Origin of the sequence: Ovoidimarina sediminis (assembly GCF_032586175.1) — a bacterium.
GTDB lineage: Bacteria > Pseudomonadota > Alphaproteobacteria > Rhodobacterales > Rhodobacteraceae > Ovoidimarina > Ovoidimarina sediminis.
On sequence record NZ_JAWHTE010000017.1, the window covers coordinates 34,782 to 59,975 of the forward strand.

The following is a 25,194-nucleotide window of genomic DNA, read 5'->3' on the forward strand; positions in this document are numbered from 1 at the left end:
ACTCCATCGGGCGTCACCCCATACAATTACAAAATATCGATAAATTGTCGATGTGAAATTTGCGTCTGGCTTCAGAGGCTCGCGGCGGCGCGACTTGCCTGGTCATACTGCCCGGACGCACGCCGCAGAAACGTGGCGATCTGTCTGAAGTCCTCCATCGCCGCAGGGTCATCCGGAAATGCAGACAAAAGACAGGTGCGACGTACTTCGGCATAGGCGCTGCACAGGTTTCGACCTTCCACTGACGCCTCGTAGAAGACTTCCTTTCCTCGCTTCTCGGACGATACGAGACCAAGCTTCACCAGCTTCTTCAGCGCATAGTTCACGGTGTGCAGGTCTTCGATGTTGAGAAGAAAGCAGATGTCGGACAGTCGCTTCTCCCTGTCCCGATGGTTCACATGGTGAAGAACAAGGCTTTCCAGCACGCTAAGCTCCGGCATACCGGCAGCGGACATGCACCGCTGCACCCAGCGGGTAAAGGCGTTGTAAGCGATCATCAGTCCGAATTCATACTCGGAGACTTCGCCTTTCCCACCAGCCGCGAGATGTTCGGACGAAACGATACGGGGACCATCGGACATAGGGCGCACCATACAATCATCTGCAAATTATCGATAAATTATCAGTAACGATCAGGCAGGGATCGCGCAAGGCAGTGAGTTCAAAGTCCGAGATACCGCTGGGCGACCCCTTCATCCAACTCCGCAAATCCGCCCTCCCAGACAGTGCTACCGCGTTCGAGAATGACGGTGCGTTCCGCCACAGAGCGAAGCTCTTGCACTGATTTATCGATGATTAGAAACGCAAGCCCCGTGTCTGCCTTGAGCTGGCGAATTGCGGCCCAGATCTCCTGCCGGATCACCGGTGCCAGGCCCTCGGTCGCCTCATCGAGAACCAGAAGCCGTGGGTTTGTCATCAACGCCCGCCCTATGGCAAGCATCTGCTGCTCTCCCCCTGATAAGGTGCCGCCCGCCTGCGCCGCGCGTTCGCCAAGACGCGGAAAGAGATCGATAACCCGCGCCTCATCCCAGGCGCCTGGCCGGGCAGCGGCGATAAGGTTTTCTCGTACCGACAGGTTGCGGAAGATGCGACGCCCTTCCGGAACCAACCCAATGCCCGCCCGTGCCATCCGGCTCGATGACCAGCCCGCAACACTCTCGCCGCAAAAGAGGACCTGGCCTCCCGTCGCATTCAGCAAGCGACAAATCACACGAACTGTCGTCGTCTTCCCCATGCCGTTTCGGCCCATCAATGCCACGGCTTCGCCCTCGGCCACATCAAGGTTCACGCCAAAAAGCGCCTGGCTCGGGCCATAAGCAGCGGTGACACCTGTTAAGCGGAGAAGGCTCATCCCGACGCTCCGAGATACGCAGCCCGGACGTCCGGGTTCGCGCGGATTTCCGCGACGGTCCCCGTTGCCAGAAGCCGTCCATAGTCCAGAACGCTTATCCTGTCGGCGAGGCGAAATACTGCATCCATGTCATGCTCGACCAACAGGATGGGGGCTTCGCGGCGCAGCGCGCCAAGAAGGCCCGTCATCTGCACGGTGCCATCGGGCCCCAGCCCCGCAAGCGGTTCGTCCATGAGCAGGGCTTTCGGCGAAAGCGCGAGTGCAAGCGCGATTTCGAGCCGGCGCCGTCCGCCATGGGACAGATCGCCAGCAATCGCATCAGCCTCATCGGTCAGATTAACCCGGCGAAGCGCTGCTTCCACCCGCTCTCCGAAGGCTGCATCCCGCCTGATGTTACGGAACAGGGAAAAGCTCCTGTGCTCGGTCCCAACGAGTGCAAGAAGAACATTCTCGCGCACGCTGTGTTCCAAGGCGACCTGGGAGACCTGAAATGTCTGAGCGAGCCCGGCTCGGGCCCGGGCGGCCGCACCTAGCCCGGTCATGGAGGACGCCCCAAGAAAGACTGTTCCGCTGTCGGCACTCAATTCGCCCGTGATGAGCTTCAAAAGCGTCGACTTTCCCGCGCCGTTGGGGCCGATCAGTGCATGGATTTCACCCACCTTCAGATCAAGGGACACGTCATCCACGGCTTTCAGTGCCCCGAAACTGATACTCAGCGATCTCGCCTGAAGAACCGGCTCAGCCATGCTGCCCTCGCCTACCTGCAAGCAAGCCGACGATTCCTCCGGGAGCAAACACCACGGTGCCCAACAGTATCGCACCAACATAGATCAGCCAGTATTCGCTGACACCACCCAGGAAGTGCTCCAGAAGAATGAACACGCCCGCGCCGATCACCGGGCCAATCAGCCTCCCTACCCCTCCGAGGATGACGAAGATCATGATTTCACCGGACGTCTGCCAACTGAACATTGACGGGCTAACGAACCGATTGAGATCGGCAAAGAGCGCCCCCGCAAGCGCGGTGACGGATCCTGAGATCACAAAGGCCAGAAGCCGCACGCGGTAGGGCTCGATGCCGACAGAGCGCACACGCGCCTCGCTTTGCCGCGCGGCGTCGAGGGCAAGACCGAAGGCCGACCGTTCGATCCTGTGAGCGAGGTAGAGGACGATCAGAAGGATCGCATAGACAATTCCAAAGAACTGAATCGGGTCGAGCGTATTCAGCCCTGGGAAGCTGTTTCTCACGTAGATCGACAGACCATCCTCCCCGCCATATGCCGGCCAGGAGATCGCGAAATAGAAAAACATCTGCCCGAACGCGAGCGTCACCATAATGAAATAGACGCCGCTCGTTCTGAGGCTCAGCGCTCCGATCGCCCAAGCTGCCATCGCACCGGCCAGCACCGCCGTCAGCCAGATAACCGGCATCGACTTTGTTCCTTCGATCAGGAACGGGACCTCCATCAGCGGTGTGAAACTTTGCGAGTGACTTGCAAGAATCCCCATCGCGTAGCCGCCGATCCCGAAGAAGGCGGCGTGGCCGAGACTCACAAGCCCGCCGATACCCAGCGCGATATTCAACCCAACCCCCGCCATGGCCAGTATCGCTACCTTGGTCGCAAGCGTAATCGTGAACGGTGCCCCCTGTGCCCAGGCGACCAGTGGGACGATCAGCAACACCAGGAGCGTCGCGGCGGAGAGAGCACTGACACGTGTCATGCGACGCGAAACAGCCCTGTTGGCCGAAGTACGAGAACGATTGCCATGAGGATATAGATCGACATCGAAGCAAGCGCGGAACCAACCGCTGTTGCCTGGGACGGGTCGAGAAATGCGCCGAACAGAACCGGCAGCAAAGTGCGGCCAAGTGTGTCCGTAAGACCCACAAGGATCGCACCGACGAGCGCGCCCTTCACGGATCCGATACCACCGATCACAATCACGACGAAGGCAAGGATCAGCACAGGTTCCCCCATGCCAACCTGCACCGACTGGATTGCTCCCACGAGTGCCCCGGCCCCGCCGGCAAGTGCGGCCCCCAGCGCAAAGACAAGTGTGTAAAGACGCCCGATGTCCACGCCGAGCGCCGCAATCATTTCACGATCCGCCTCCCCGGCGCGGATCTGCATACCGATCCTTGTCCGCGCGATCAGAAGGAAAAGACCGACAGCCACGACAAGGCCGATCCCTATAAGCGCAAGCCGATACGCTGGGTATTCGATCCCGCCCGGCAAAACCACGGGGCCCGACAAGGCGTCGGGTACGTCGAGGTAAAGCGGGAATGATCCGAACGCCCAGCGGGTCGCTTCCGAGAGGATCAGTATCAATGCAAAGGTCGCCAGCACCTGATCCAGATGGTCGCGCGCATAGAGCCTCCGTATCACGACGACTTCGATTATGGCCCCGGCGGCAGCGGCCGCAGCAAGGCTTGCCATCAACGCCAGCATGAACGAACCGGTTGCCGCGGCCACCCCGGCCGCAGCAAAGGCACCGATCATGTAGAGCGAGCCGTGAGCGAGGTTGATCAGGCCCATTACGCCAAAGATCAACGTAAGACCGGCCGCCATCAGAAACAGCATCACACCGAACTGAAGGCCGTTCAGGATCTGCTCGGCGAGAAGAAGCGCTGACATATCTTGGTCCGGGACGGTGCCGCAGGCGAAGCGCCGGGCCCGGCTCGGGGCCCGGCGCGCCGCGACCTCGTCAGATCACATTTTGCAGTCGGCTGCGTAGGCGTCCGAATGATTTTCCAGCCCCGTGCCGATGATCTTGTTGGTGAATACGTCACCCTCCTTGATCACTTCGCGAACGTAGATGTCCTGGATCGGATGGTGGTTCGGGCCGAACGCAAAATCGCCGCGCACGCTGTCGAAATTCGCCGCGCGAAGCGCGTCGCGGAAACCGTCTGCATCGGAAACAGAGGCCGCATCGAGCGCTGAAATCAGAAGGTTGGCCGTATCAAAGCCCTGGCTGGCGTAAAGCGAGGGCAGACGGCCATACTCGGCCTGAAAGGCCTCGACAAACGCAACGTTGGCCGGGTTGTCGAGATCCTTGTTCCATTGCGACGTATTCACCACGCCAAGCGCCGCGTCGCCGACGGCCTGAAGGATACCCTGGTCAAAGCTGAAAGCGGGGCCGACAACCGGAAGATCGACGCCCGAATCCGCGTACTGCTTCAGGAAAGAGATCCCCATGCCGCCGGGAAGGAAGAAAAACACGCTGTCCGCACCCGACGCGCGGATCTGCGCGATTTCGGCAGCATAGTCGGTCTGGCCGAGCTTCGTATAGATTTCTCCGGCAAGCTCACCTTCATAGAATCGCTTGTACCCGGTCAGCGCGTCCTGACCGGCTGGGTAGTTGGGCGCGAGGATAAAGCTGTTCTTATAGCCGGCCTGGGTCGCATAGGCGCCTGCCGCCTCATGCAGATTGTCGTTCTGCCAGGCGACATTGAAGTAGTTAGGATGACACCCCTGCCCGGCCAGTGCCGACGGCCCTGCGTTCGGGGAAAGGTAGAACTTTCCCTGCGCCGTCGCCGCCGGAACAACTGCCATGGCGAGGTTCGACCAGATGATACCGGTAAGAACATCCACGTTCTCCGACTGGATCATCTTGTCGGCGAGCTGAACCGCGACCTCGGGCTTGCGTTGATCGTCTTCGATCACGACTTCGATGTCGTCCCGGCCCGATTGCTTGATGGCCAGCAGGAAGCCGTCGCGCACATCGATGCCAAGCCCCGCGCCACCGCCCGACAAAGTGGTGATCATCCCGACCTTGGCACCATCGGCCATCGCCGCACTGCCAACCGCCGCGACACAGGCCGCAGCAAGAAGCGTCTTGAGTTTCATGTTATGGTCTCCCTGGTTCCGGTCGTCTTCTTCAGAACGCCTTGAACGTCAGCGTCGTAAGCGACCGTTCTATGCCCTCTATGTCGAGCAGATTGTCGTTGATGTATTCGCCAATGTCGGCGTCCTCCGGTGGGTAGAGTTTAAGGAGCAGGTCATATTCACCCGAGGTCGAGTAAAGTTCGGAGTGGATCTCGCGCAACGCAATTTCGCGGGCCACCCGGTAGGTGGTTCCGGGCTTGCAGCGGATCTGTACGAACAGGGCGGTCATGCGCTCCCCCATCTGGCAGGCCATCGTATTGCTAGGCCAACGTCATGGATCGCGCAATGGGGCCTTTGCGACCGATGACGTCGCGATCGGGCCAGAAGCAAACAGACAAGGCCGGTTTCCCTAGCGATCGAAACTCAAGCCGGGGAAGGACACTCCATGCGTTCGCACGCCCAAGCCGTTGTCATCGGAGGCGGCGTGATCGGCTGCTCGATCCTCTACCACCTCACAAAGGCGGGATGGACGGATGTCGTTCTTCTTGAGCGTTCGGAGCTTACTTCGGGCTCGACCTGGCACGCTGCGGCGAACATGCATGGTTTGCACGATGTTACCAACATCTCGCGGCTCCAGCATTACACGATGAACCTTTACAAAGAGCTCGAGGCGGAGACTGGCCAGAGCTGCGGTGTGTTCCAGCCAGGCTCGCTCTATCTCGCACAGACCGAAAACCGGGTTCATCAGCTCAGGCTTCAGAAAGCAAAAGCCCGACGCTACGGCATGAATTTTCACGAGGTCGGCCGCGACGAGGCGGAGAGGCTGCACCCGCTCGTGAATTTCGATGGCGTTCGCTGCATAATGTTCGAACCCGACGGCGGGAATGTCGATCCCTCAGGCGTCACCAACGCCTACGCCATCGGTGCACGCCAGAGCGGCGCTGAAATTCACCGCTTCACGCCTGTTACAGGCACCGAACCACAACCTAACGGCAGCTGGATCGTACGGACAGACAAGGGCGATATCCGCACCCCCTGGATCGTGAACGCTGCCGGGCTCTGGGCACGGGAAGTCGCTGCATTGGCGGGGGTGGAGCTTCCGCTCATTCCGACAGAGCACCAGTACTTCGTGACCGAAACGATCCCGGAAATCTCGGCGATGAACCGGCGCTTGCCGTCGGTCGCGGACCGTGACGGAGAGTACTACTTGCGCCAGGAAGGCAAGGGGTTGCTGGTCGGCGCCTACGAGCGCGACATGCGCTTCTGGGCCGAAAACGGGACACCGCAGGACTTTGGGCACGAACTCTTCGCCGATGACCTCGAGCGGATTGAAGACAACATGATGCGCGCCATCGATCGGGTTCCGGCCGTCGGCACGGCGGGCATAAAAAGGGTGATCAACGGCCCGATGATCTGGTCACCCGACAGTTCCGCTCTCTTTGGACCGGTGCCGGAGCTTCAGGGCTATTTCTGCTGCTGCGGGATCATCCCCGGCTTTTCGCAGAACGGCGGCCTCGGACGGCTGAGTGCGGAATGGATCATCACGGGCGAGCCGACGCTTGATCTCTTCGGATGGGATCTCGCACGTTACGGATCCTGGGCAGGAAAGGCGTTCACGAAAGCCCGGGTCGCAGACCAGTATGCGCACCGGTTCAAGATCCACTACCCGAACGAGGAGCGTACGGCCGGTCGCCCCGTACGGACGCGCCCCGCCTACGAGCGTCAGAAGGAATTGGGCGCCGTGTTCGGGCTGAACTACGGGTGGGAACATCCCTTGTGGTTCCGGGCGGAGGGTGAGCCCGATGTGGAAACCTACGGCTTCACGCGCCAGAACTGGTGGGAGCCGGTGGGCCGCGAAGCGAGAATGCTGCGCGACCGGGCCGGCATCATAGATATATCGAACTTCGCGAAATACGTCGCGCGAGGCCCAGGGGCCGAAACCTGGCTGAACACGATCTTCGCAAACAGGATGCCCCGCGAGGTCGGCCGGTCCTGCCTGACACCCCTGATCGGCGTGCGTGGCGGAATTGCAGGCGACTTCACCGTAACGAAGATGGCAGAAGATGAATTCTGGGTCATCGGCTCGGGCATGGCGGAACGTTTCCACCAACGCTTCTTCAACGCCGTCCCACTGCCAGATGACACGACATTCCTGAGCCGAACCGAAGGCGTCTGCGGCTTCAACGTCGCCGGCCCCCTGTCGCGCCAAATTCTGCAATCGCTCTCAAACGACGATTTCTCACCCAACGGTTTCTGCTTCATGAGGTCAAAACCAGTCGAAATTGCCGGTGTGACCGTCGGGGCCCTGAGGGTATCCTTCACCGGCGATCTCGGCTGGGAGCTTCATTGTCACACCCGCGATCAACTCCGTCTCTACGATGCTCTGATCGAGGCTGGCCGGGCCGTAGGCGCAGGGCCGGTAGGCAGCCGCGCGCTGATGTCCCTCAGGCTTGAAAAGGGCTATGGATCATGGGGCCGTGAATACAGCCCGGAATGGTGGCCACAGGAATCAAACCTCGAACGCCTCATCAATCTCGACAAGGATTTCCTGAACAAATCGGCCTGCACGTCGACATTGTCCAAGCCCGCGAGGGAAAAGATGGCAATATTCGAGATCGAGGTAGAGGAAGCCGACGCTTCCGGCGGAGAGCCGATTTTTCTTCCTGACGGCACCCCCGCCGGACAGGTTACATCCGGAGCTTACGGGTATCATGTCGAGAAATCCTTGGCTCTAGGCTATGTGCGGGCCGACGTTGCGACACCCGGCCGGGTTTTTGACGTGGCGATCCTCGGCCGTCCCCATCGTGCAACGCTTCTCGAACAACCGCCGTTCGACCGGGATGGATCACGATTGCGTGGTTAACGGGCCCCTATTCCAATTGGCGGAATTCTGCTAAGCGCAGGCTATGTCGGAAGAAAAATTGTTTGATGATGGACGCATATTGCTGCGTCGCTCCGGAGATGTAGGGACTGTGGTTTTCAATCATCCGCAGCGCCTCAATGCGATGCGCCTTTCGATGTGGCAAGCATTGTCCCAGGCCGTGGCCGAACTGTCGGATATGCCGGGCCTTCGCGCGGCTGTGTTCCAGGGCACGGGCGGACATGCCTTCGTGGCAGGCGCCGATATTTCCGAATTCAAGGATGTCCGTTCGGGAAGAGACGCCGTCGAAGCCTATGACGATGCCGTCGAGGCCGCGGAAACCGCGATCGCTGCCCTCACGGTTCCGACGATCGCTGCGATCCGCGGCTATTGCATTGGCGGCGGGCTCGGCATCGCCGTACGATGCGACATTCGCCTCGCTACGACATCGGCGGAATTTGCGCTCACCCCCGCCCGCCTCGGCATTGGCTATCGCCCGGCCGGCGTAAAGGCGCTACTGCGCTGCGTTTCCCCCTCGGTCGCGGCCGATCTTCTGTTTTCGGCCCGCTCACTTTCAGCCGCCGAAGCTCTTGAGGCCGGCCTCGTAAACCGGGTCTTCCGCGACGAGGATTTCGAGAAGGGGTCAAGCTCCTATATCTCGCGTATCGCCGCCAATGCGCCTTTGTCAGTTCGAGCGGCAAAGGCGGCGTTGCAAGAACTCGTGCGTCCGGTCGAAGAGCAGGATCTTACGCGCGTCGAGGCACTGATCAACGCGTGCTTCGAAAGCGAAGACTACTCTGAAGGGCACACCGCGTTTCTGGAAAAGCGAAAGCCTCGGTTCACCGGCCAATAGATCAGACGCGATTCAGAACCGCGCGCGTAACGGCTTTCGTGCCCATATCGCCGCCGAATTCCATCGGGCGGATCTCTCCTGCTGCGAACCCGTCTTCGACCGCGCGTTCTACCCGCTGCGCGGCACTGGCGCATCCAGCCACGCCGGTCCGTTCCGCAAGATAGTCCAGCATAAGTGCACCCGAAAGAATGGCTGCCAGAGGATTTGCTTTGTCCTGCCCCATAATGTCCGGCGCGCTGCCATGTGCGGGCTGGAACAGTCCGTGCGCATCACCGATTTCCGCGCAGGCCGCCATGCCCATACCCCCCACAAGGCCGCCGGCAAGATCTGAAAGGATGTCACCGAACATGTTCTCCATCACGAGGACGTCGAACGCCCAGGGGCGCCGTATCAGATCCAGCGCCTGAGCATCCACATAGGAATATCCCTTGTCTAAATGTGGATGTTCCAGCGCAATTTCGTCGAAGATCTTCCGAAAGAACGCCATCGAGGCAAAGACATTCGACTTGTCCACACACGTTACATGCCCCGGCCGCCCACGCTCCCTGCGCCGCTCGGCAAGGTGGAATGCGAACCTGTGCAAACGCTCGGTCGTTGCACGAGTGATCCGCAATGTATCTCTCACTTCGACATCGCCGATGATCTGACTGCGCCCGTGGGCAGCCGCGGAATAGAAAAGCCCCTCTGTCGACTCTCTTAGGATCACCAGATCGATCTCTGCCGCCCGTGGATCCGCAAGGCGCTGCGGTGCATTCGGATAGGCCCTGACCGGTCGAACCCCTGCATAAAGACCGAACAGATCCCTGAGGCGAAGGTGCGGAGATATCTCCGTGCCATCGGCATGCCGAACACTGGGAAGGCCTATAGCGCCGAGGAATATCGCGTCTGCGCTCCCGGCGCGGGCCTCGCCGTCAGGTTCGATATCGCGGCCGGTCTCCGAAAAGTAGGAGGCTCCCGCTTCGATCCGTTCGTAGGCGAGCGGCGCGAGGCCTTCCACTTCCATCGCCTTGTCGACGACGGCCAAGGCGGCTTCGGTCACGTCAACTCCGATCCCGTCTCCACGGATCACCGCGATTCTGGCAGTGTCTGGCATTGGCCCCTCCATGTCGCCGGCCCAGGCCGGGCCTACGACCGACCTCCGGTCGAATAGTCGCAAATCAGACGCGGCGAAACCCGCAGGTCGCGAGCCCATGACGTAACTGCGATTCGAGGTCTCACGTACCGCGCGGCATATCCACTGTCTCACTCCGACCAGGCTGCGCTCTAACAGTCACAGGATCGTTCACAATTCAGCAACACTGGCGGGCTCCAACCACCGTTCCACCGCCGATCATGGCAAGACAAAGGCAAAAAAGTTGCGGAGAGAAGGCAAGGTTACTACTTTATAAACTGCGGAATTTGGGGGCTCTGGGGGTCACTCGCTGCTGGATCGTCTTGCCGGAACGTTTCGTCGGATCGTGTGTTTGATCCGAAAGCAATCGATCCCGGGCCGGACTGCACCGGTCGCATCTTTGGTGAGTGCAGGGTTGTGTACGGAGTGTGTCTATGAAGAAGGTCTCGATCCCGGGTGGCGGAGAAATCCAGTCTGCCTCGGTCATTGATCTGCTTTCTGGCAGAAGCGCTGCGGCATCTGACGCCCAAAACCGTTTGCCAATTGTCACCGAAGCAAAATCCGCCAATGCGCTGGCAGGCCCATTGACCTCTCGTGCAACTGGGGCGGTCAAGGTCGCCGATCCCGCTACGCTTCCTGAAAATCCCGGACGGGCGGCAAAGCTTGGCTTGGCAGGGGCGATCATCTTCGCATCCGGCACGGCCGCACTTGTTTCGGCGGTCTTCTCCGGCTGTGTGGCGGCGGGGATGGGCACGCTTTGGACGGCCGTCGCCATTGCCGCGCTGTACTCGACAGCCACTCTGCTACATCTCATCGTCTTCGGAGAATTCCGCAGTACCGGCCTTGGCGACACGCCAAGCCGGCTGATCGGCGTTGTCGAAGCATCCATCCTCGCCTGGTTCCCCACGCTGCTTGTATTGCTGATTGTGTCCCAGACGATCGTCGGCCCGCTCCCCTGGTTCGTTGCCCTTTTGGGACCGCTCTCGGTTCTTCTGAACGGCATAGCCGCATGGTTGGTCACCAGTCGCCTGACATCTACGGGAGAGCGGGTGGGCCTCATCCTCTTCGATCGGGCGACGGAAGATGATCTGCCGGGCCTGCCGGTTGGGAAGCATAGCTTCACCCGTCGCGTGCACGTGACCTCCGGCTGGTCAGACATAGCGACCAAGGCCATGGCCGAGGCGGTGCGTGACGGTCAGGTCGACCAGATTCTCGTCGTCGCGCCTCAACATGCCGCAAGCGGTGCTCTGGCCGTTGTGACGGATCTTAACATGTTCGATCTCCCGGTCTGGTACGCACCTCCGAAGGCACGACCATCTCAATTGATGCGCCTGCGCTCACCGATGAACAGCCGCATACGCGAGGCGATGAAGCGCTCGGTTGATGTCGTCATTTCGTTGCTCGCAATTACACTGATGTTCGTGCCCTGCCTTATCGTCGGCATTCTGATCTGGCTGGAAGACCGTGGTCCCATCTTCTTCACGCAGCCTCGGGTCGGTCGAAATCAGGTTCCATTCCGGATGCTGAAATTCCGTTCCATGCGATACGATCTTTCGGACGAGCGCGGGGATCAGCTCACCACAACCAACGATGACCGGGTCACCCGGATCGGTGCCTTCATGCGCAAGACGTCGTTCGACGAACTGCCGCAGTTCATCAATGTGCTGAAAGGCGAGATGTCGATTGTCGGACCGCGCCCGCTTGTGGTCGGGTTCCACTTCAAGGGACATCCGTTTGCCGAGATCATTCCCGATTTCAACTATCGCAGCCGGGTACGCCCTGGCGTGACGGGCCTCTCGCAACTTCGGGGCCTCCGCGGAACACCGGACACCTTCGAAGACGCCTGCGAAATGATGAACGAGCGTACGGTCTGCGACAATGACTACATCGAGCGCTGGACGATCTGGCTCGACCTGAAGATCATCGTGATGACGGTTCTCAGCGGGGCATTCGTGTCAAAGGCTTACTGACCGAAATTACCGTCACTTCCGTATTGCCTTCTCTGATCGGCTGACTAACGTATCGGGATCGCCCGTTGGGAGGACTGGCGACACTCTCGCGCTACGCGGAAACATGCGGCTTAGGTGATCCGGATCCTGGATCGTTTTCGTCGCATCAGTGTTGCAACTGCTCCCTATAGAAGCGGCGTCGAAAACAATGTCAGGGAGCAAACCTTTATGAGGAAACTCACTCTTACTGCCGTAACCGCTGCGTCTCTCGTTGCGGCTCCAGCTATCGCACAGACCGAGATCACCTGGTGGCACGCACATGGCGGGCAGCTCGGCGAAACGGTCAACGCCGTAGCTACGATGTTCAACGAATCGCAATCGGACGTCGTGCTGACCCCCGTCTACAAAGGCGGCTACGAAGACACGCTGACAGCCACAATTGCCGCCTTCCGGGCTGGCGAACAGCCGAACATCGTTCAGGTGTTCGACGCGGGCGCAGCGACGATCATCGGCGCGCAAGGTGCCGTCATCCCGGCAGAGGACCTGATGGCCCAGACGGGCACCGAATTCGACGCGAACGACTATATCTCGGGCGTCCGCTACTTCTACGCCGACGCGAGCGGCAAGATGGTCGGCATGCCGTTCAACTCGTCGACCCCGATCCTCTACTACAACGAGGATGCGTTGGCTAAGGCGGGCGTTGAACCACCGAAGACCTGGGAAGAGTTCGAAGCCATCGCCCCCGCGATCGTCGAGGCGGGCTATATTCCGCTCGCCCAGTCGCACAGCCCGTGGATCTTCACTGAGAACTTCCACTCGCGTCACAACATTCCGTTTGCGTCCAATGACAACGGATACGAAGGCGTCGATGGCACCCAGATCCTCGTCAACAACGACGCGATCAAAACCCACTTCACCAAGGTGAAGGAATGGCTCGACAAGGGCTGGTACGGCTACTACGGCGCCGGCTGGGGTGACAACCAGGCTCCTTTCGAAAATAGCGAAGTCGCGATGTGGCTTGGTTCGTCCGGCTCGTTTGGCGGCTTGAAGAACTCGGTCGATTTCCCGTTCTCGGCGACCTACCTTCCCTACTGGGAAGCGATCAATCCCGAACCTACCCAGACCTTCATCGGCGGTGCTGCTCTTTTTGCCCTGACCGGACATAGCGACGAAGAGAACGCGGCTACCGCCGAATTCTTCAAGTTCCTGTCGTCGGCCGAGGTGCAGGCGTTCTGGCACAAGTCGACGGGCTATGTTCCGATCACGACGGCCGCCTACGAAATGGTCAAGGAAGAAGGCTACTACGAAGAGACGCCTCAGGCCGAGATCGGCATCCTGCAGCTTTCGCTGCCGGGCGGCGACTATTCCAAGGGCTACCGTATGGGCAACTACGTCCAGATCCGGGACGTCATGAACCGTGAATACGGCAAGATCTTCTCGGGTGAGACGGACGTCGACTCCGCGTTTGCGACGATCGAAGAGGAAGGCAATAAGCTCCTCGAGCGGTTCTCGAAAACCCAGTAAGCGCCTTGAAGGTTTAATAAATCACCGGCTGAGCCGCGGCATGTCCCGCGGCTCAGCTTCGACCGTTCGCAAGCGGCGCGAACGGGAATGGACGACCAACGCGGGGGTAACGAAAGATGGACAAGGCACGGTTCGGCAATCCATGGATGCCGTATCTTCTGCTCGCGCCACAGATGGCGATCATCTTGGTCTTCTTCCTCTGGCCGGCGGCCGAGGCGATCCGGTCTTCCTTCTATCTCGAGAATCCATTCACCGGTCAGGGCACCTTCGTCGGAATTGAGAACTACACCGACGCGCTCACCGGCTCAGACTATCAGCGCACGGCCTGGTTCACCCTCGTCTTCACTGTGCTCGTCTCGGTACTGTCCCTCGCCCTCGGCCTTATGTTCGCTGTTTCCGCAGATCGCGTGCTGCGCGGCCAATCCACCTACAAGACACTTCTGATGTGGGTCTACGCCATCGCCCCCCCGGTCGCGGGCCTGATCGGCGTGATGCTCTTCGACCAACACATCGGGCCACTTGTCGATTTCTTTGCTCTCTTCGGATGGCAAATGCAGATCGGTGTGAATTACTGGGATACGGGCTTCGCGATGATCGTCGTTTCGACGTGGAAACAGGTGCCCTACTGCTTCATCTTCTTCCTGTCGGGGCTTCAATCGATCCCGAACTCTGTAAAGGAAGCCTCGGCAATCGACTGCCGTTCGGAAACCCGGCGCTTCTGGACAATCACCTTTCCGCTGCTGGCACCGACCACGTTCTTTCTGCTGATCCTCAATATCACCTATGCGATGTTCGAAACCTTTGGCACGATCGACCAGATCGTGAAGGATCAGCCCGGCAACTCGCCCGTAACACTTGTCTACAAGGTGTTCCGCGACGGTTTCCGCGGCAACGATATCGGGGGTTCGTCGGCACAATCGGTGATCCTGATGATCGTCGTCCTTCTTCTCACCATCGCACAGTTCCGGCTGATCGAACGCCGGATCCACTATACATAGAGGGCGAACGAATGGCTGTTACCGAACTCGACACCGCCGCGGATGCCCCCACGAAAACCGCGACGAAGAAGAACAAGCCCCGCGGCAACGTCCGCATCTACGATCATGCGGTTCTCGTCATCGGCGTATTGCTCATGATGGGCCCGCTGGTCGTCGCCTTCATGACATCCACCTTCGATCACGTCACGATCCACCGCGAAGGGATGCAGATCGGCTTCGGGGGGAACTTCCTCGAAACCTACAAGAACGTGCTTTACCAGGAGGGCGGATTCACCGGCGAGGTAACAGGGCTTCTCATGACGCAGAACAGCCTGATCCTCGGAATCGGCTTTGCGGTCGGCAAGATCATCGTTTCGATGCTTGCAGCATACGCCATCGTTTATTTCCGCTTCCCGCTGGCCACGTTCTCCTTCTGGGTAATCTTCTCGACCTTGCTGCTGCCCCTCGAAGTGCGGATTTTGCCCTCCTACGAGGTCGTCCAGCAACTCGGCATGTTGAACACCTATTCGGGCCTGATCGTGCCGCTTATCGCATCGGCGACAGGAACCTTCTTCTTCCGGCAGTTCTTCAAATCCGTGCCCAACGAGCTGATCGAGGCCGCCCGCATCGACGGCGCTGGCCCGGTGCAGTTCTTCTGGGACATCCTCGTGCCGCTCTCGCGCACCATGATCGCGGCAATCTTCATCATCATGTTCGTCGTGGGCTGGAACCAGTATCTCTGGCCAACGCTGATGACCACTGAGGAGGGTTACTTCACCCTCGTTCGCGGCATCCGCAACATCATGCAGCAGATGATCGGGGCCGACATCCCCGAGTACAACGAGGCGCTGGCGATGGCGATCCTCGCAATGCTGCCGCCCGCGCTGGTCATCGTGATCTTCCAGCGCATGTTCATCAAAGGCCTTGTGGAGCAGGAAAAATGACAACACTGCGCATCAAGAACGCATTCAAACGCTATCCCAACGGGGCGGAAGCCGTAAAAGGCGTCTCTGTGGATGTCGAGGACGGTGAACTTGTCGTCTTCGTCGGGCCCTCGGGATGCGGAAAATCCACCCTCCTGCGTATGGTCGCCGGCCTCGAAGACGTCACCGATGGCAAGATCGAACTCGCGGGTCGAGTCGTCAACGATCTTGAGCCGGCCGACCGCAACATCGCGATGGTTTTCCAGAACTACGCGCTCTATCCCCACATGTCGGTGCGCAAGAACCTTGCCTATGGCCTAAAGAACCGCGGCACGCCCGCGGAAGAAATCAACCGCAAGGTTGATGACGCCGCCGCCCTCCTTCAGATCAAGGATTTTCTGGATCGCAAGCCCTCGCAGCTCTCGGGCGGCCAGCGTCAGCGCGTCGCGATGGGCCGCGCCATCGTACGTGATCCGGCGATTTTCCTCTTCGACGAACCCCTGTCGAACCTTGACGCGAAACTCCGCAACCAGATGCGGCTCGAGATCAAGAAGCTGCAGCGCAACCTCGGGACAGCGGCCATCTACGTGACCCATGACCAGGTCGAAGCCATGACCCTGGCCGACAGGATCGTCGTTCTCAACAACGGTCAGGTCGAACAGATCGGTACGCCGCACGAAGTCTACTCGCATCCGGCATCCACCTTCGTCGCTAGCTTCATCGGCGCGCCCCCCATGAACCTCATCGATGCGACCTTGACCGACACCGGTGTCGATATCGACGGCCAATCGCTGGGACTTCAAAGCCCCCGCACCGGTGCGGTCAAGCTCGGTCTGAGGCCCGAACGTATCCAGATCACGCCCGAAAACGGGGGGCTTGCCGTCGACATAGGCGTTGTCGAGGAACTGGGGGCCATCCGGCTCATCCACGGCACGCTCGGCAGCCAGGATATCACCATCGCACAGGATGCCGAGTTGCCTGAACCCTCGGGCCGGGCAGGAATCTCCTTCCGCACGGATGATGCCCATTTCTTCGATACGTCCTCCGGGCGCCGTATCTGACGAGGATGACACCGTCAGATCTGTTCCGCGAACGCTGGCGGGCGCGGGACAATCGCGTATTGATCTCCGTCCATCGCGGGCTGTGGGGGCCACTGCCGGAAAACAGCCGCGCAGCCATCGAGGCCGGCCATAGCTTCGGGATCGTGGAAATCGACGTGCAGCTATCGAAGGATGGCATACCCGTTCTCATGCATGATCCGGATTTGCAGCGTATGGCCGGTAACACGGGTAAGGTCGCTATGCTGAGTGCAGCAGAACTATCAGCCCATCACTTGCGGGAAGGTGACGGCGGCCCCGATGCGAGGATCACCCAAGAAACGCTCCCTGCTCTCGCAGACGTACTTGCCGATGTACCCGATCGCGCCTTCTTCGACTTCGACGTGAAAGAAGATCGCGAGGTTGAAGCCGTTGCTGCCGCGATCCAAAACCTCGGCCATGCCCACACGGGATCAATCAAGATAGACGTGAACACTCCGGAAGACGCGAAACGGCGCGCTGCTTTGGAGGAGCGCTACGGCATAATGGTCATGGCGAAGGTCATGCTGCCTGACGCCGCGCCCAACGTCATCGAAACGCTCGTTCAGTCCGGCGCGGCGTCTGCGGAGATCTATTTCGATGACTTCGACCAACTGGGCAAGGCCGCAAAGGCGGCCGGCGAGTCGTAGGCCCTTGGGACCTATACGATGGATCCCGTGCATTGCTGCGGATTGTCCGATGCCAGGGCCTTGCATGATCCGGACGCGGTGTGGGGCCGCCTCGCAGATGGTGGAATCGCTGTCCTGATGACCGATCATGCCCGAGCCCTCGCCGCATGGCGCGACCGATAGAATAAATGACTTGTTTCGGTGGTGGACAGCAGGGCTGAGCCTTGCCACTCTGTGCTCCGCGAACGACTCCGCAGATTGAGCGGAGCACAGGTTGGGAGTGATCCAAGCATGCAGTTTTTGAGGGCTGAAAGCGTCTCCGACGTGGCGCGCTGCCTTGCCGAGAGTCCGAATGCCTACGTCCTGGCGGGAGGAACGGACCTTCTGGTGCAGATGGGCACACGCCGCATCGCGCCGGAAATGGTAATCGACATCAAGCATCTGCCCGGCATCGGCGAGATCACTCAAACCGAAAACGGCTTCCGGATCGGCGCGGCCGTTCCCGGTGCTAAGCTTGGAGAAGACGGCGCGCTTACCTCCGAATGGCCGGGTGTAACCGAGGCCGCGCAACTCATCGGCTCCACCCAGATTCAAGGCCGGGCGACCATGGCCGGCAATCTCTGCAATGCGTCGCCCGCGGCGGATTGTGTTCCCGCGCTGATCGCCGCTGGTGCGGAGGTCGAAATCGCCGGCCCCGACGGCACCCGCATGGCAGCCGTTGCAGATATCCCCACAGGCCCCGGAAAGACAACGCTTGCCGAAGGGGAGTTTGTAACCGCAATACTTCTGCCGAAACGCCAACCTGCAAGTGGCGATGCCTACCTTCGCTTCATCCCGCGCACCGAAATGGATATCGCCGTGGCCTCGGCCGGCGCATGGCTCCAAACCGACGCCGACGGCACGGTCACTGCGGCCCGGGTCGCGCTCGGCGCCGTTGCACCGACAGCCTACCTTGTCGACGGGGCCGGCGATCTGCTCGTGGGCACGACGCTCGACGACGATACCCTGAAGAAGCTCGAAGCGCACTGCGCCGCCTCCGCTTCGCCAATCGATGACAAACGCGGCACTGTCGCTTTCCGCATCGAGGTCGCCGGAGTTCTGGCCCGCCGGGCTGCGAAAATCGCCTACGAACGTGCGAGGGAAGCCAAATGAGCGGTATCGTCGTATCAACCACCGTGAACGGGGATCCGCAGGATTTCGTCTGCGCCCCGGGTGAGACCCTCCTCCATGCCCTGCGCGACCGCCTTGGCCTTACCGGCTCGAAAGAAGGCTGCGGAACCGGCGATTGCGGCGCCTGCTCGGTCACGCTCAACGGTCGCCTCGTATGTTCCTGCCTCGTCCTTGCCGCAGAGGCCGACGGGGCCGAGATCGGCACGATCGAAGGTGTCGCGGAAGCCGGGAAACTTCATCCGCTGCAGGAGGCGTTCATCGAACACGCGGCTCTGCAATGCGGGATCTGCACACCTGGCATTCTGGTGGCTGCCAAGTCTCTGTTGGAGCGGAACCCCGATCCCACGGACGAGGAAGTGCGCTACTGGCTCGCCGGCAATCTCTGTCGCTGCACAGGATACGACAAGATCATCCGCGCCGTTCAGGCCGCGGCGGCCCAGATGAGGGAGGAAACTCATGGCGTTTGACGCAGCGAAGGACCGCCAGTTCAAGGTTGTCGGCACCCGCCCCCGCCGGCCGGATGGCATCGACAAGGTAACCGGCAAGGCCCAGTACGGGGCGGATATGTCGGCCCCGGGCATGCTGCACGGCTTGGTGCTTCGAAGCCCGCATCCGCACGCACGGATCGTTGGAATCGACGCCAGTGCAGCGCTCGACATGGCGGGCGTCAAGGCCGTCGTAACGAATGCTGATCTGGCGGAGCCCGAAGACGATTTCTACCGAGACATCAAGGATAACGTGCTGGCCCGCGACAAGGCGCTCTACGACGGGCACGCCGTCGCGGCCGTCGCGGCCACCTCGCTGGAAATCGCGCTCGCGGCGCTCGACCGGATCGAGGTCGAGTACGAAGTCCTTCCGCATGTCACCGATGTGGATGCGGCCATGGCACCGGATGCACCCGTGGTACAGCCGGGCCGGGCCGACGAGACTGTTCCTTCGGGCCACTCGGAAAACGTGACCGGCTACTGGCAGTTCGGCCATGGCGATCCCGAAGGCGGCTTCGCTAAAGCCGACAAGATCGTGGAACGAAGCTTCAAGACGGCGGCGACTCACCAGGGCTATATCGAGCCGCATGCCTGCCTGGGCTCGATGACGAGCGACGGCAAAGGCGAACTCTGGTGCTGCACCCAGGGTCAGTACATGGTCCGCTCGACCTGCGCCGCCCTGCTCGGGATGGATGCAAGCCAGCTACGCGTCACGGCCTCCGAGATCGGAGGCGGCTTCGGTGGCAAGACAACGACATTCATCGAGCCGGTGGCGCTGGCCCTGTCGCGGAAGTGCGGCCGCCCGGTGAAGATGGTGATGTCGCGCGAGGAGGTGTTCCGCGCCACCGGCCCGACCGCCTCCTCGTCGATCGACGTGAAGATTGGCATGACATCGGACGGCAAGGTCACTGCCGGTGCCGCAACCCTTCGTTATCAGGGGGGTGCCTTCCCAAGCGAAACGGTGCTCTTTGGCGCGCAGTCGGCCTTTGCCGCGTACGATCTCGAAGCGGTCAGAACCGAGGGCTTCAGTGTCCTGACAAATCGTCCCAAGGAAGCCGCCTATCGTGCGCCGGGCGCACCTATGGCCGTCTATGCCGTCGAAAGCGTGGTGGACGAATTGTGTCAGCACTTCGGGCTCGATCCCTTCGAGGTTCGGCTCAAGAATGCCGCCCGCAAGGGAACGCTGTCCTCCTACGGGCCGACATTCGATGAAATCGGATTGGTCGCCACGCTCGAGGCGGCCCAAGCCCACGCTCACTACAGCGCACCCCTCGGGCCGAACCAGGGCCGCGGCATTTCCTGCGGATTCTGGTTCAACTTCGGCGGCAACACCTGCGTATCCCTCAACGTGAACGATGACGGCACCGTGGGCGTGACCGAGGGCAACCCCGATATCGGCGGCTCTCGCGCCTCTATTTCCATGATGGCAGCCGAAGAACTCGGCATCCCCTACGAAAAAGTGCGAACGGTGGTGACAGACACCAATTCTCTGGGGTTCAACGACGTTACCGACGGCAGCCGCGTCACCTTCGCCGTCGGTCTCGCGACGATCAATGCGGCGCGGGCAGCCAAGGCCGAGATGTGCCGCCGCGTGGCAAAGCTCTGGGGCCTCGAAGAGGATGCCGTGAAGTGGGAAAACGGGGCGGTCGTTCCCGCCGGCCCCAACGCCGGCAAACACGAATCGATGAGCCTCGCCGAAATCGCCGCGATCGCCGACCAGACGGGCGGGCCGATCGCCGGTCATCACGAAACGAATGCCGACGGCGCCGGGGTAAGCTTTGGCGTCCATATCTGCGATGCCGAGGTTGATCCCGAAACCGGTGCAACGAAGGTACTGCGCTACACGGTGTTCCAAGATGCGGGAAAGGCCGTGCATCCCGATTACGTGGAAGGTCAGATGCAGGGCGGAGCGGTCCAGGGCATCGGCTGGGCACTGAACGAGGAGTACATCTACGGCGATGACGGCAAGCTCCAGAATCCGGGCTTCCTGGATTACCGCGTGCCAGTGGCCTCGGACTTGCCTCCCATCGATACGGTCATTCTCGAAATTCCGAACCCTGGCCATCCCTATGGCGTCAGGGGTGTGGGAGAGACCTCGATCGTCCCGCCGCTTGCAGCACTGTCGAACGCGATTTCCCGCGCTGCGGGGATCCGGCTGGCCGAGCTTCCAATGTCCCCGCCGCGGATCCGCGCAGCACTTCGAGGCTGAAAGACACGAGAACCCCATGATCCGGGTAAAGCTCTGGGGATCGCTCCGCAGCCTTGCGGACGATCAGGACGAAGTGGAGATCGACGCGCGGACGTTGAAAGACGTCCGCGACGCCCTTTCCTCCCGGTTTCCACGGCTGAAGCCTCAGATCGATCGCGGTGTATCCTTTGCCGTCGACGGGCTGATCTATCGTGACGACTGGCTTCTCGACGTCACCAAAGCGAACGAGATCGTGATGATGCCGCGCATGGTGGGTGGCTAAAGACCAGACGTCGATTTACGCGCGCGCCAGCCGGCCGCTCCGACAGGTTGCAGCCCGGCTATTTCGTTCAGGCAAGTCACTGCGCTTGACGCATAAATTACCCTGCCGCTACGCTCCCAACCAACCGGCCGTCCATTGAAGAAGGCCGGAGAAGCGCGGCGCGTCGCCGCGCCCGATCAGATCCGCAGGGGGGATCAATTCATGACCACATCTCTCTCTCTCACCGGCCTCACGGCTGCCGCCGTCGCCGTCGCTTTCTCAGGTGCAGCGCAGGCCGATCTCGTCATCTCGAACTGGGATGGTTACATGGCGCCGGATGCAGTTGACACTTTCGCATCGGAAACCGGCACCGAGGCCGAACTCGTACTTCACGCAACCAACGAAGAGATCATGGGCAAGCTCATCGCCTCGGGCGGTGAAGGCTACGATGTTGTCTTCGTTTCCTCACCCTTTGCCGAGGTGCTGAACAACCTCGGGCTTGCCGCGAAGCTTGATCACTCGAAGATCCCGAACCTGGCAAACCTCTACTCGGAAGCAAATGCGCTCGAGCATGATCCGGGCAACACTTTCTCCGTGCCCTATGCTTGGGGAACCACGGGCCTCTGCTATCGCTCCGATCTCGTGGCAGACGCGCCCGACAGCTGGAACGATCTCCTTTCTCCGGCCGACGACGTGGCGGGAAAAACCACCATGCTTGCCACAGATCGCTGGCTCTTGGGCGCGGGCATGCTGGCGAACGGCGTCAGCGTGAACGAAACCGATCCCGACAAGCTCGAAATGGTAAAAAACGCGTTGATCGAGGCGAAAAAGACGCTTCTCGCCTATGACGACACCACTTTTTATTCAAAGCTCGTCTCGGGCGAGGCCGTGCTCGTGCATGCCTGGGATGGCTGGTGCAACTACGGGATCGCTGAAAACACCGATATCAAATACGTCATCCCGGAAGAGGGTTCCGATCTTTGGGTCGATACGATGGTCGTGCTCGAGGCATCCGACGACAAGGATGCCGCCCACGCCTTCATCAACTGGATTCTCGATGCAGGCAACCACGGCTGGGCCGCGGAGAACATCCTCTACAAGGTGCCGAACCAACCCGCGATGGAAGCTCTCGACGCAGGTCTGATCGAGGCCTTCCCAAACATGGGCATGGCACCGGCTGACATGACGGGTTTCGAACAGCTTCGTGATGTGGGCGAGGCGCAACGTGCCTATTCGCGGATCGTAAGCGAAATCCGGGCCTCTCAGTAATCCAACCGCTACCCGGGCCGGTTCCGACCGGCCTGGGGCATTCGCATGACCCCACGCCACTCCACCGCACTCATGGCTCCGGCGCTCGTCTGGCTGACGGCGCTGCTTGTCGTGCCTTGCGGTCTGATCCTCGCACTGGGATTCTTCAGGCGCGGGATATATGGCGGGATCGAATATACATTCACGCTCGAAAACTTCGCGCTTGTCTTCGATCCGCTCTATGCCGGCATCTTTCTCAAATCGGCGCAGATCGCCGGGCTGGCGACGCTCATCGCCGTCATCGTCGGATATGCCGCCGCCTACGCCATCGCGTCGATGCCTCGGCGATGGCAGCCCCTGCTTCTTTTTCTGGCGATCCTGCCCTTCTGGTCGAACTACCTGATCCGCACCTATGCCTGGATCGTGATGCTGGCGCGCGAGGGGCTTCTCACACAGGTTCTCAGACTTGGGGGGTTCGAAGGCGAGGCGCCGTCGCTTCTCTACACCGAGGGCGCAGTGATCACTGGGCTTGTCTACAACTACCTCCCCTTCGTGATCCTCGCCTGCTACGCGCCGCTGATCCGGATGAACCCGGAATTGCGGGAGGCCTCGCGCGATCTTGGCGCAGGGCCGGTTACGACCTTTCTGCGCGTCACCCTTCCCTCGACAGTTCACGGGATTGCTGCGGGGGCCGTGTTCGTGTTCGTCCTGTCGATCGGAAACTTCGTGACCCCGGCCCTGCTTGGCGGCGGACGCTTCCAGATGATCGGCAATGTCGTCTATGCCCAGTTTCTGACGGCGAACGACTGGCCGTTCGGGGCGGCTCTTTCCGCCGCGCTCATCGCTATCATGCTGACACTTCTGATGCTTCAGGCCCTCGCAGCCGATCGCACCGCCAACCGGAACCACGCCGATGGGTGAGCGGGGCACTTTCCGGGTAATGCTCCTGATCGTCGGGCTTGTCTTCGCATTCCTCTACATACCGATCTCGGTCGTGGTCGGTCTCTCTTTCAACGATGGCGGCCTGCCGACGGCCTGGACGGGGTTCTCGACCCGCTGGTACGGCGAGCTTCTCGCGAATGACGATATTCTTCACGCCGCCGGAAATACCCTCATCGTGGCCCTCGCTTCCACACTGGTTTCGACGGTCCTGGGTACACTCCTCGCCCTCGGCGTCGAACTCCGCCGCCGCAAGGGCCATGCACTCGAGGCGCTGATCTTCGCTCCGATGATCATCCCGGACATCGTCCTGGCCATCGCACTTCTCAGCTTCTTCTCACTCCTGAACGTCACCATGGGCCTGCATACGATCACCATGGCGCATGTCGTCTTCAACCTCGCCTTCGTCTGTTCGGTCGTCCGCGCCGCTCTGAAGACTTTTGACTGGTCGATCGTCGAGGCTTCGGCCGACCTTGGCGCCTCGCAGATCACAACCTTCTTCCGCGTCGTCCTGCCGGTCCTCGCTCCGGCCATCCTCGCCGGCGCTCTCCTCGCCTTCACGCTCAGCGTGGACGAGTTCATCATCGCCTTCTTTACCTCTGGCGCAGGCCGCTCGTCGATCACACTGCCGATGCAGATCTTTTCGATGATCCGGTTCGGCGTCACGCCCGAGATCAACGCACTCGCCACCATCGTATTGTCCGTAAGCGTAATCGCCCTCACCCTGTCGCAGCGCCTCAGCCGGCGATCGGTGATCCCGACATGACCGCGCTTCTGGAACTCCGCGACGTGCGCTGCGACTTCGGGGCGGTGCGGGCGGTGGATAGCGTGTCGCTCGACATAGCCGAAAACGAATTTTTTGCACTCCTCGGGGCCTCTGGCAGTGGAAAGACGACCCTTCTTCGGATGCTCGCCGGGTTTCAAAAGCCAACCTCGGGGGCAATCCTGCTGGACGGAAAAGACATCAGCCCTCTTCCACCGGAACGGCGACCGGTAAACCTTATGTTCCAGTCCTACGCGCTCTTCCCGCACATGAGTGTGCGACAGAACGTCTCTTACGGGCTCGAAATGGATCGGTTGCCGAAGGCGGAGATCGCCGCACGGGTCGGCGAAATCCTCGAAACGGTACAACTTTCGGATCTCGCCGAACGAAAGCCCGAACAGCTCTCCGGCGGTCAGCGCCAGCGCGTCGCTCTCGCGCGCGCCCTCGTCAAGCGCCCGCGCCTGCTGCTTCTGGACGAACCCCTTGGCGCGCTCGACAAGAAACTCCGCGGGGCGATGCAGCTTGAACTCAAACGGTTGCAACATGAGGTCGGGATCACGTTCATAGTTGTGACCCACGATCAGGAAGAGGCGCTGGTCATGGCCGATCGGATTGCCATCCTCGACAAGGGCAGGCTCGTTCAGTGCGGGCCGCCGCGCGAGATCTATGAACGCCCGGCGACACGTTTTGCAGCCGATTTCATCGGCACGATGAACTTCCTTCCCATCTCTGCGAACAGTGGGGGGCTGACCCTGGCAACAGGCGAGCCACTCAAGTCGAATGAGCCCGCGCCGAACGGCCCGTCGGTCGCCGCGATCCGGCCCGAGCGGCTTCGTCTCCATGAAGCAGGCGACGACAACAGGCTCGACGGCACAGTCCGCGCCCGCGCCTATCACGGCCTCGACCTTCAGATCCATGTCGAAACGGCCGCAGCACCCGATCCCGTCATCGTCCGCATCACGGCCGATGTGGCCGACCGCATTACGCTCGCCATCGGCGACCCGATCACCCTGGGCTGGTCTGCCCGGGATACCCGCATCTTCGAGACTTGATAGAGGG

25 protein-coding genes are annotated in these 25,194 nt (G+C 60.8%); 17 read left to right on the forward strand and 8 right to left on the reverse strand.

The annotated features are described in order from the left end of the window. Positions 1–71: 71 nt before the first annotated feature. The 7 genes from RXV90_RS17780 to RXV90_RS17810 form a co-directional block, all read right to left on the reverse strand. Positions 72–581: a winged helix DNA-binding protein gene (locus RXV90_RS17780; RefSeq protein ID WP_316650268.1), complete on the reverse strand. Its 510-nt coding sequence runs from the start codon at positions 579–581 to the stop codon at positions 72–74. Positions 582–661: 80 nt separating this feature from the next. Continuing rightward, positions 662–1,351 (reverse strand): ABC transporter ATP-binding protein, encoded by a 690-nt coding sequence (locus RXV90_RS17785; RefSeq protein ID WP_316650269.1) that lies wholly within the window; start codon positions 1,349–1,351, stop codon positions 662–664. Then, complete coding sequence (locus tag RXV90_RS17790; RefSeq protein WP_316650271.1) at positions 1,348–2,097, reverse strand: ABC transporter ATP-binding protein; 750 nt, start codon at positions 2,095–2,097, stop codon at positions 1,348–1,350. The genes RXV90_RS17785 and RXV90_RS17790 overlap by 4 nt, the downstream gene beginning before the upstream one ends. Further along, entirely contained in the window at positions 2,090–3,073 is a 984-nt protein-coding gene (locus RXV90_RS17795; RefSeq protein WP_316650272.1) for a branched-chain amino acid ABC transporter permease, read from the reverse strand. Before RXV90_RS17795 ends, RXV90_RS17790 begins: the two co-directional genes overlap by 8 nt. Next, on the reverse strand, positions 3,070–3,987 hold the full coding sequence (locus RXV90_RS17800) for a branched-chain amino acid ABC transporter permease (protein WP_316650274.1): 918 nt from the start codon (positions 3,985–3,987) through the stop codon (positions 3,070–3,072). Before RXV90_RS17800 ends, RXV90_RS17795 begins: the two co-directional genes overlap by 4 nt. Positions 3,988–4,062: 75 nt before the next feature. Next, positions 4,063–5,199 (reverse strand): ABC transporter substrate-binding protein, encoded by a 1,137-nt coding sequence (locus RXV90_RS17805; RefSeq protein WP_316650275.1) that lies wholly within the window; start codon positions 5,197–5,199, stop codon positions 4,063–4,065. 31 nt (positions 5,200–5,230) lie between these two features. Continuing rightward, on the reverse strand, positions 5,231–5,467 hold the full coding sequence (locus tag RXV90_RS17810; RefSeq protein WP_316650276.1) for an Lrp/AsnC ligand binding domain-containing protein: 237 nt from the start codon (positions 5,465–5,467) through the stop codon (positions 5,231–5,233). A 156-nt stretch (positions 5,468–5,623) separates the two neighbouring features. Here RXV90_RS17810 and RXV90_RS17815 point away from each other — a divergent pair, with 156 nt between their 5' ends. Further along, positions 5,624–8,041, forward strand: a complete 2,418-nt coding sequence (locus RXV90_RS17815; RefSeq protein ID WP_316650277.1) for a GcvT family protein — start codon at positions 5,624–5,626, stop codon at positions 8,039–8,041. A gap of 43 nt (positions 8,042–8,084) precedes the next feature. Next, on the forward strand, positions 8,085–8,891 hold the full coding sequence (locus RXV90_RS17820; protein WP_316650278.1) for an enoyl-CoA hydratase: 807 nt from the start codon (positions 8,085–8,087) through the stop codon (positions 8,889–8,891). Between the two features lies 1 nt (position 8,892). On the opposite strand, the gene RXV90_RS17825 is transcribed toward RXV90_RS17820, so the two are convergent. Then, a complete protein-coding gene (locus RXV90_RS17825; protein ID WP_316650279.1) occupies positions 8,893–9,984 on the reverse strand; it encodes an isocitrate/isopropylmalate dehydrogenase family protein in 1,092 nt (363 codons plus the stop codon). A gap of 452 nt (positions 9,985–10,436) precedes the next feature. Here RXV90_RS17825 and RXV90_RS17830 point away from each other — a divergent pair, with 452 nt between their 5' ends. The 15 genes from RXV90_RS17830 to RXV90_RS17895 all read left to right on the forward strand — a co-directional run bounded on the left by RXV90_RS17830 (position 10,437) and on the right by RXV90_RS17895 (position 25,187). Further along, positions 10,437–11,972, forward strand: coding sequence for a sugar transferase (locus RXV90_RS17830; protein WP_316650280.1), 1,536 nt, complete (start codon positions 10,437–10,439; stop codon positions 11,970–11,972). A 207-nt stretch (positions 11,973–12,179) separates the two neighbouring features. Then, positions 12,180–13,475: an extracellular solute-binding protein gene (locus tag RXV90_RS17835; RefSeq protein WP_316650340.1), complete on the forward strand. Its 1,296-nt coding sequence runs from the start codon at positions 12,180–12,182 to the stop codon at positions 13,473–13,475. Between the two features lie 116 nt (positions 13,476–13,591). Next, entirely contained in the window at positions 13,592–14,473 is an 882-nt protein-coding gene (locus RXV90_RS17840) for an ABC transporter permease subunit (protein WP_316650281.1), read from the forward strand. Between the two features lie 11 nt (positions 14,474–14,484). Then, entirely contained in the window at positions 14,485–15,396 is a 912-nt protein-coding gene (ugpE, locus tag RXV90_RS17845; protein ID WP_410482381.1) for a sn-glycerol-3-phosphate ABC transporter permease UgpE, read from the forward strand. Continuing rightward, positions 15,393–16,436: a sn-glycerol-3-phosphate ABC transporter ATP-binding protein UgpC gene (ugpC, locus tag RXV90_RS17850; RefSeq protein ID WP_316650283.1), complete on the forward strand. Its 1,044-nt coding sequence runs from the start codon at positions 15,393–15,395 to the stop codon at positions 16,434–16,436. The genes ugpE and ugpC overlap by 4 nt, the downstream gene beginning before the upstream one ends. A 5-nt stretch (positions 16,437–16,441) precedes the next feature. Next, entirely contained in the window at positions 16,442–17,101 is a 660-nt protein-coding gene (locus RXV90_RS17855) for a glycerophosphodiester phosphodiesterase family protein (RefSeq protein WP_316650284.1), read from the forward strand. An 18-nt stretch (positions 17,102–17,119) separates the two neighbouring features. Beyond that, entirely contained in the window at positions 17,120–17,263 is a 144-nt protein-coding gene (locus tag RXV90_RS25865; RefSeq protein ID WP_410482382.1) for a hypothetical protein, read from the forward strand. Positions 17,264–17,371: 108 nt separating this feature from the next. Continuing rightward, on the forward strand, positions 17,372–18,232 hold the full coding sequence (locus tag RXV90_RS17860) for an FAD binding domain-containing protein (RefSeq protein ID WP_316650285.1): 861 nt from the start codon (positions 17,372–17,374) through the stop codon (positions 18,230–18,232). Continuing rightward, entirely contained in the window at positions 18,229–18,717 is a 489-nt protein-coding gene (locus tag RXV90_RS17865; RefSeq protein WP_316650286.1) for a (2Fe-2S)-binding protein, read from the forward strand. Before RXV90_RS17860 ends, RXV90_RS17865 begins: the two co-directional genes overlap by 4 nt. Next, on the forward strand, positions 18,707–20,944 hold the full coding sequence (locus RXV90_RS17870; RefSeq protein WP_316650288.1) for a xanthine dehydrogenase family protein molybdopterin-binding subunit: 2,238 nt from the start codon (positions 18,707–18,709) through the stop codon (positions 20,942–20,944). Before RXV90_RS17865 ends, RXV90_RS17870 begins: the two co-directional genes overlap by 11 nt. A 16-nt stretch (positions 20,945–20,960) precedes the next feature. Next, positions 20,961–21,206, forward strand: a complete 246-nt coding sequence (locus tag RXV90_RS17875) for a MoaD/ThiS family protein (RefSeq protein ID WP_316650289.1) — start codon at positions 20,961–20,963, stop codon at positions 21,204–21,206. Positions 21,207–21,407: 201 nt separating this feature from the next. Continuing rightward, positions 21,408–22,454 (forward strand): polyamine ABC transporter substrate-binding protein, encoded by a 1,047-nt coding sequence (locus RXV90_RS17880; RefSeq protein ID WP_316650290.1) that lies wholly within the window; start codon positions 21,408–21,410, stop codon positions 22,452–22,454. A 45-nt stretch (positions 22,455–22,499) separates the two neighbouring features. Continuing rightward, entirely contained in the window at positions 22,500–23,354 is an 855-nt protein-coding gene (locus tag RXV90_RS17885; RefSeq protein WP_316650291.1) for an ABC transporter permease, read from the forward strand. Between the two features lie 19 nt (positions 23,355–23,373). Beyond that, positions 23,374–24,138, forward strand: a complete 765-nt coding sequence (locus tag RXV90_RS17890; RefSeq protein WP_316650292.1) for an ABC transporter permease — start codon at positions 23,374–23,376, stop codon at positions 24,136–24,138. Beyond that, on the forward strand, positions 24,135–25,187 hold the full coding sequence (locus RXV90_RS17895) for an ABC transporter ATP-binding protein (protein ID WP_316650293.1): 1,053 nt from the start codon (positions 24,135–24,137) through the stop codon (positions 25,185–25,187). Before RXV90_RS17890 ends, RXV90_RS17895 begins: the two co-directional genes overlap by 4 nt. Positions 25,188–25,194 lie beyond the last annotated feature (7 nt).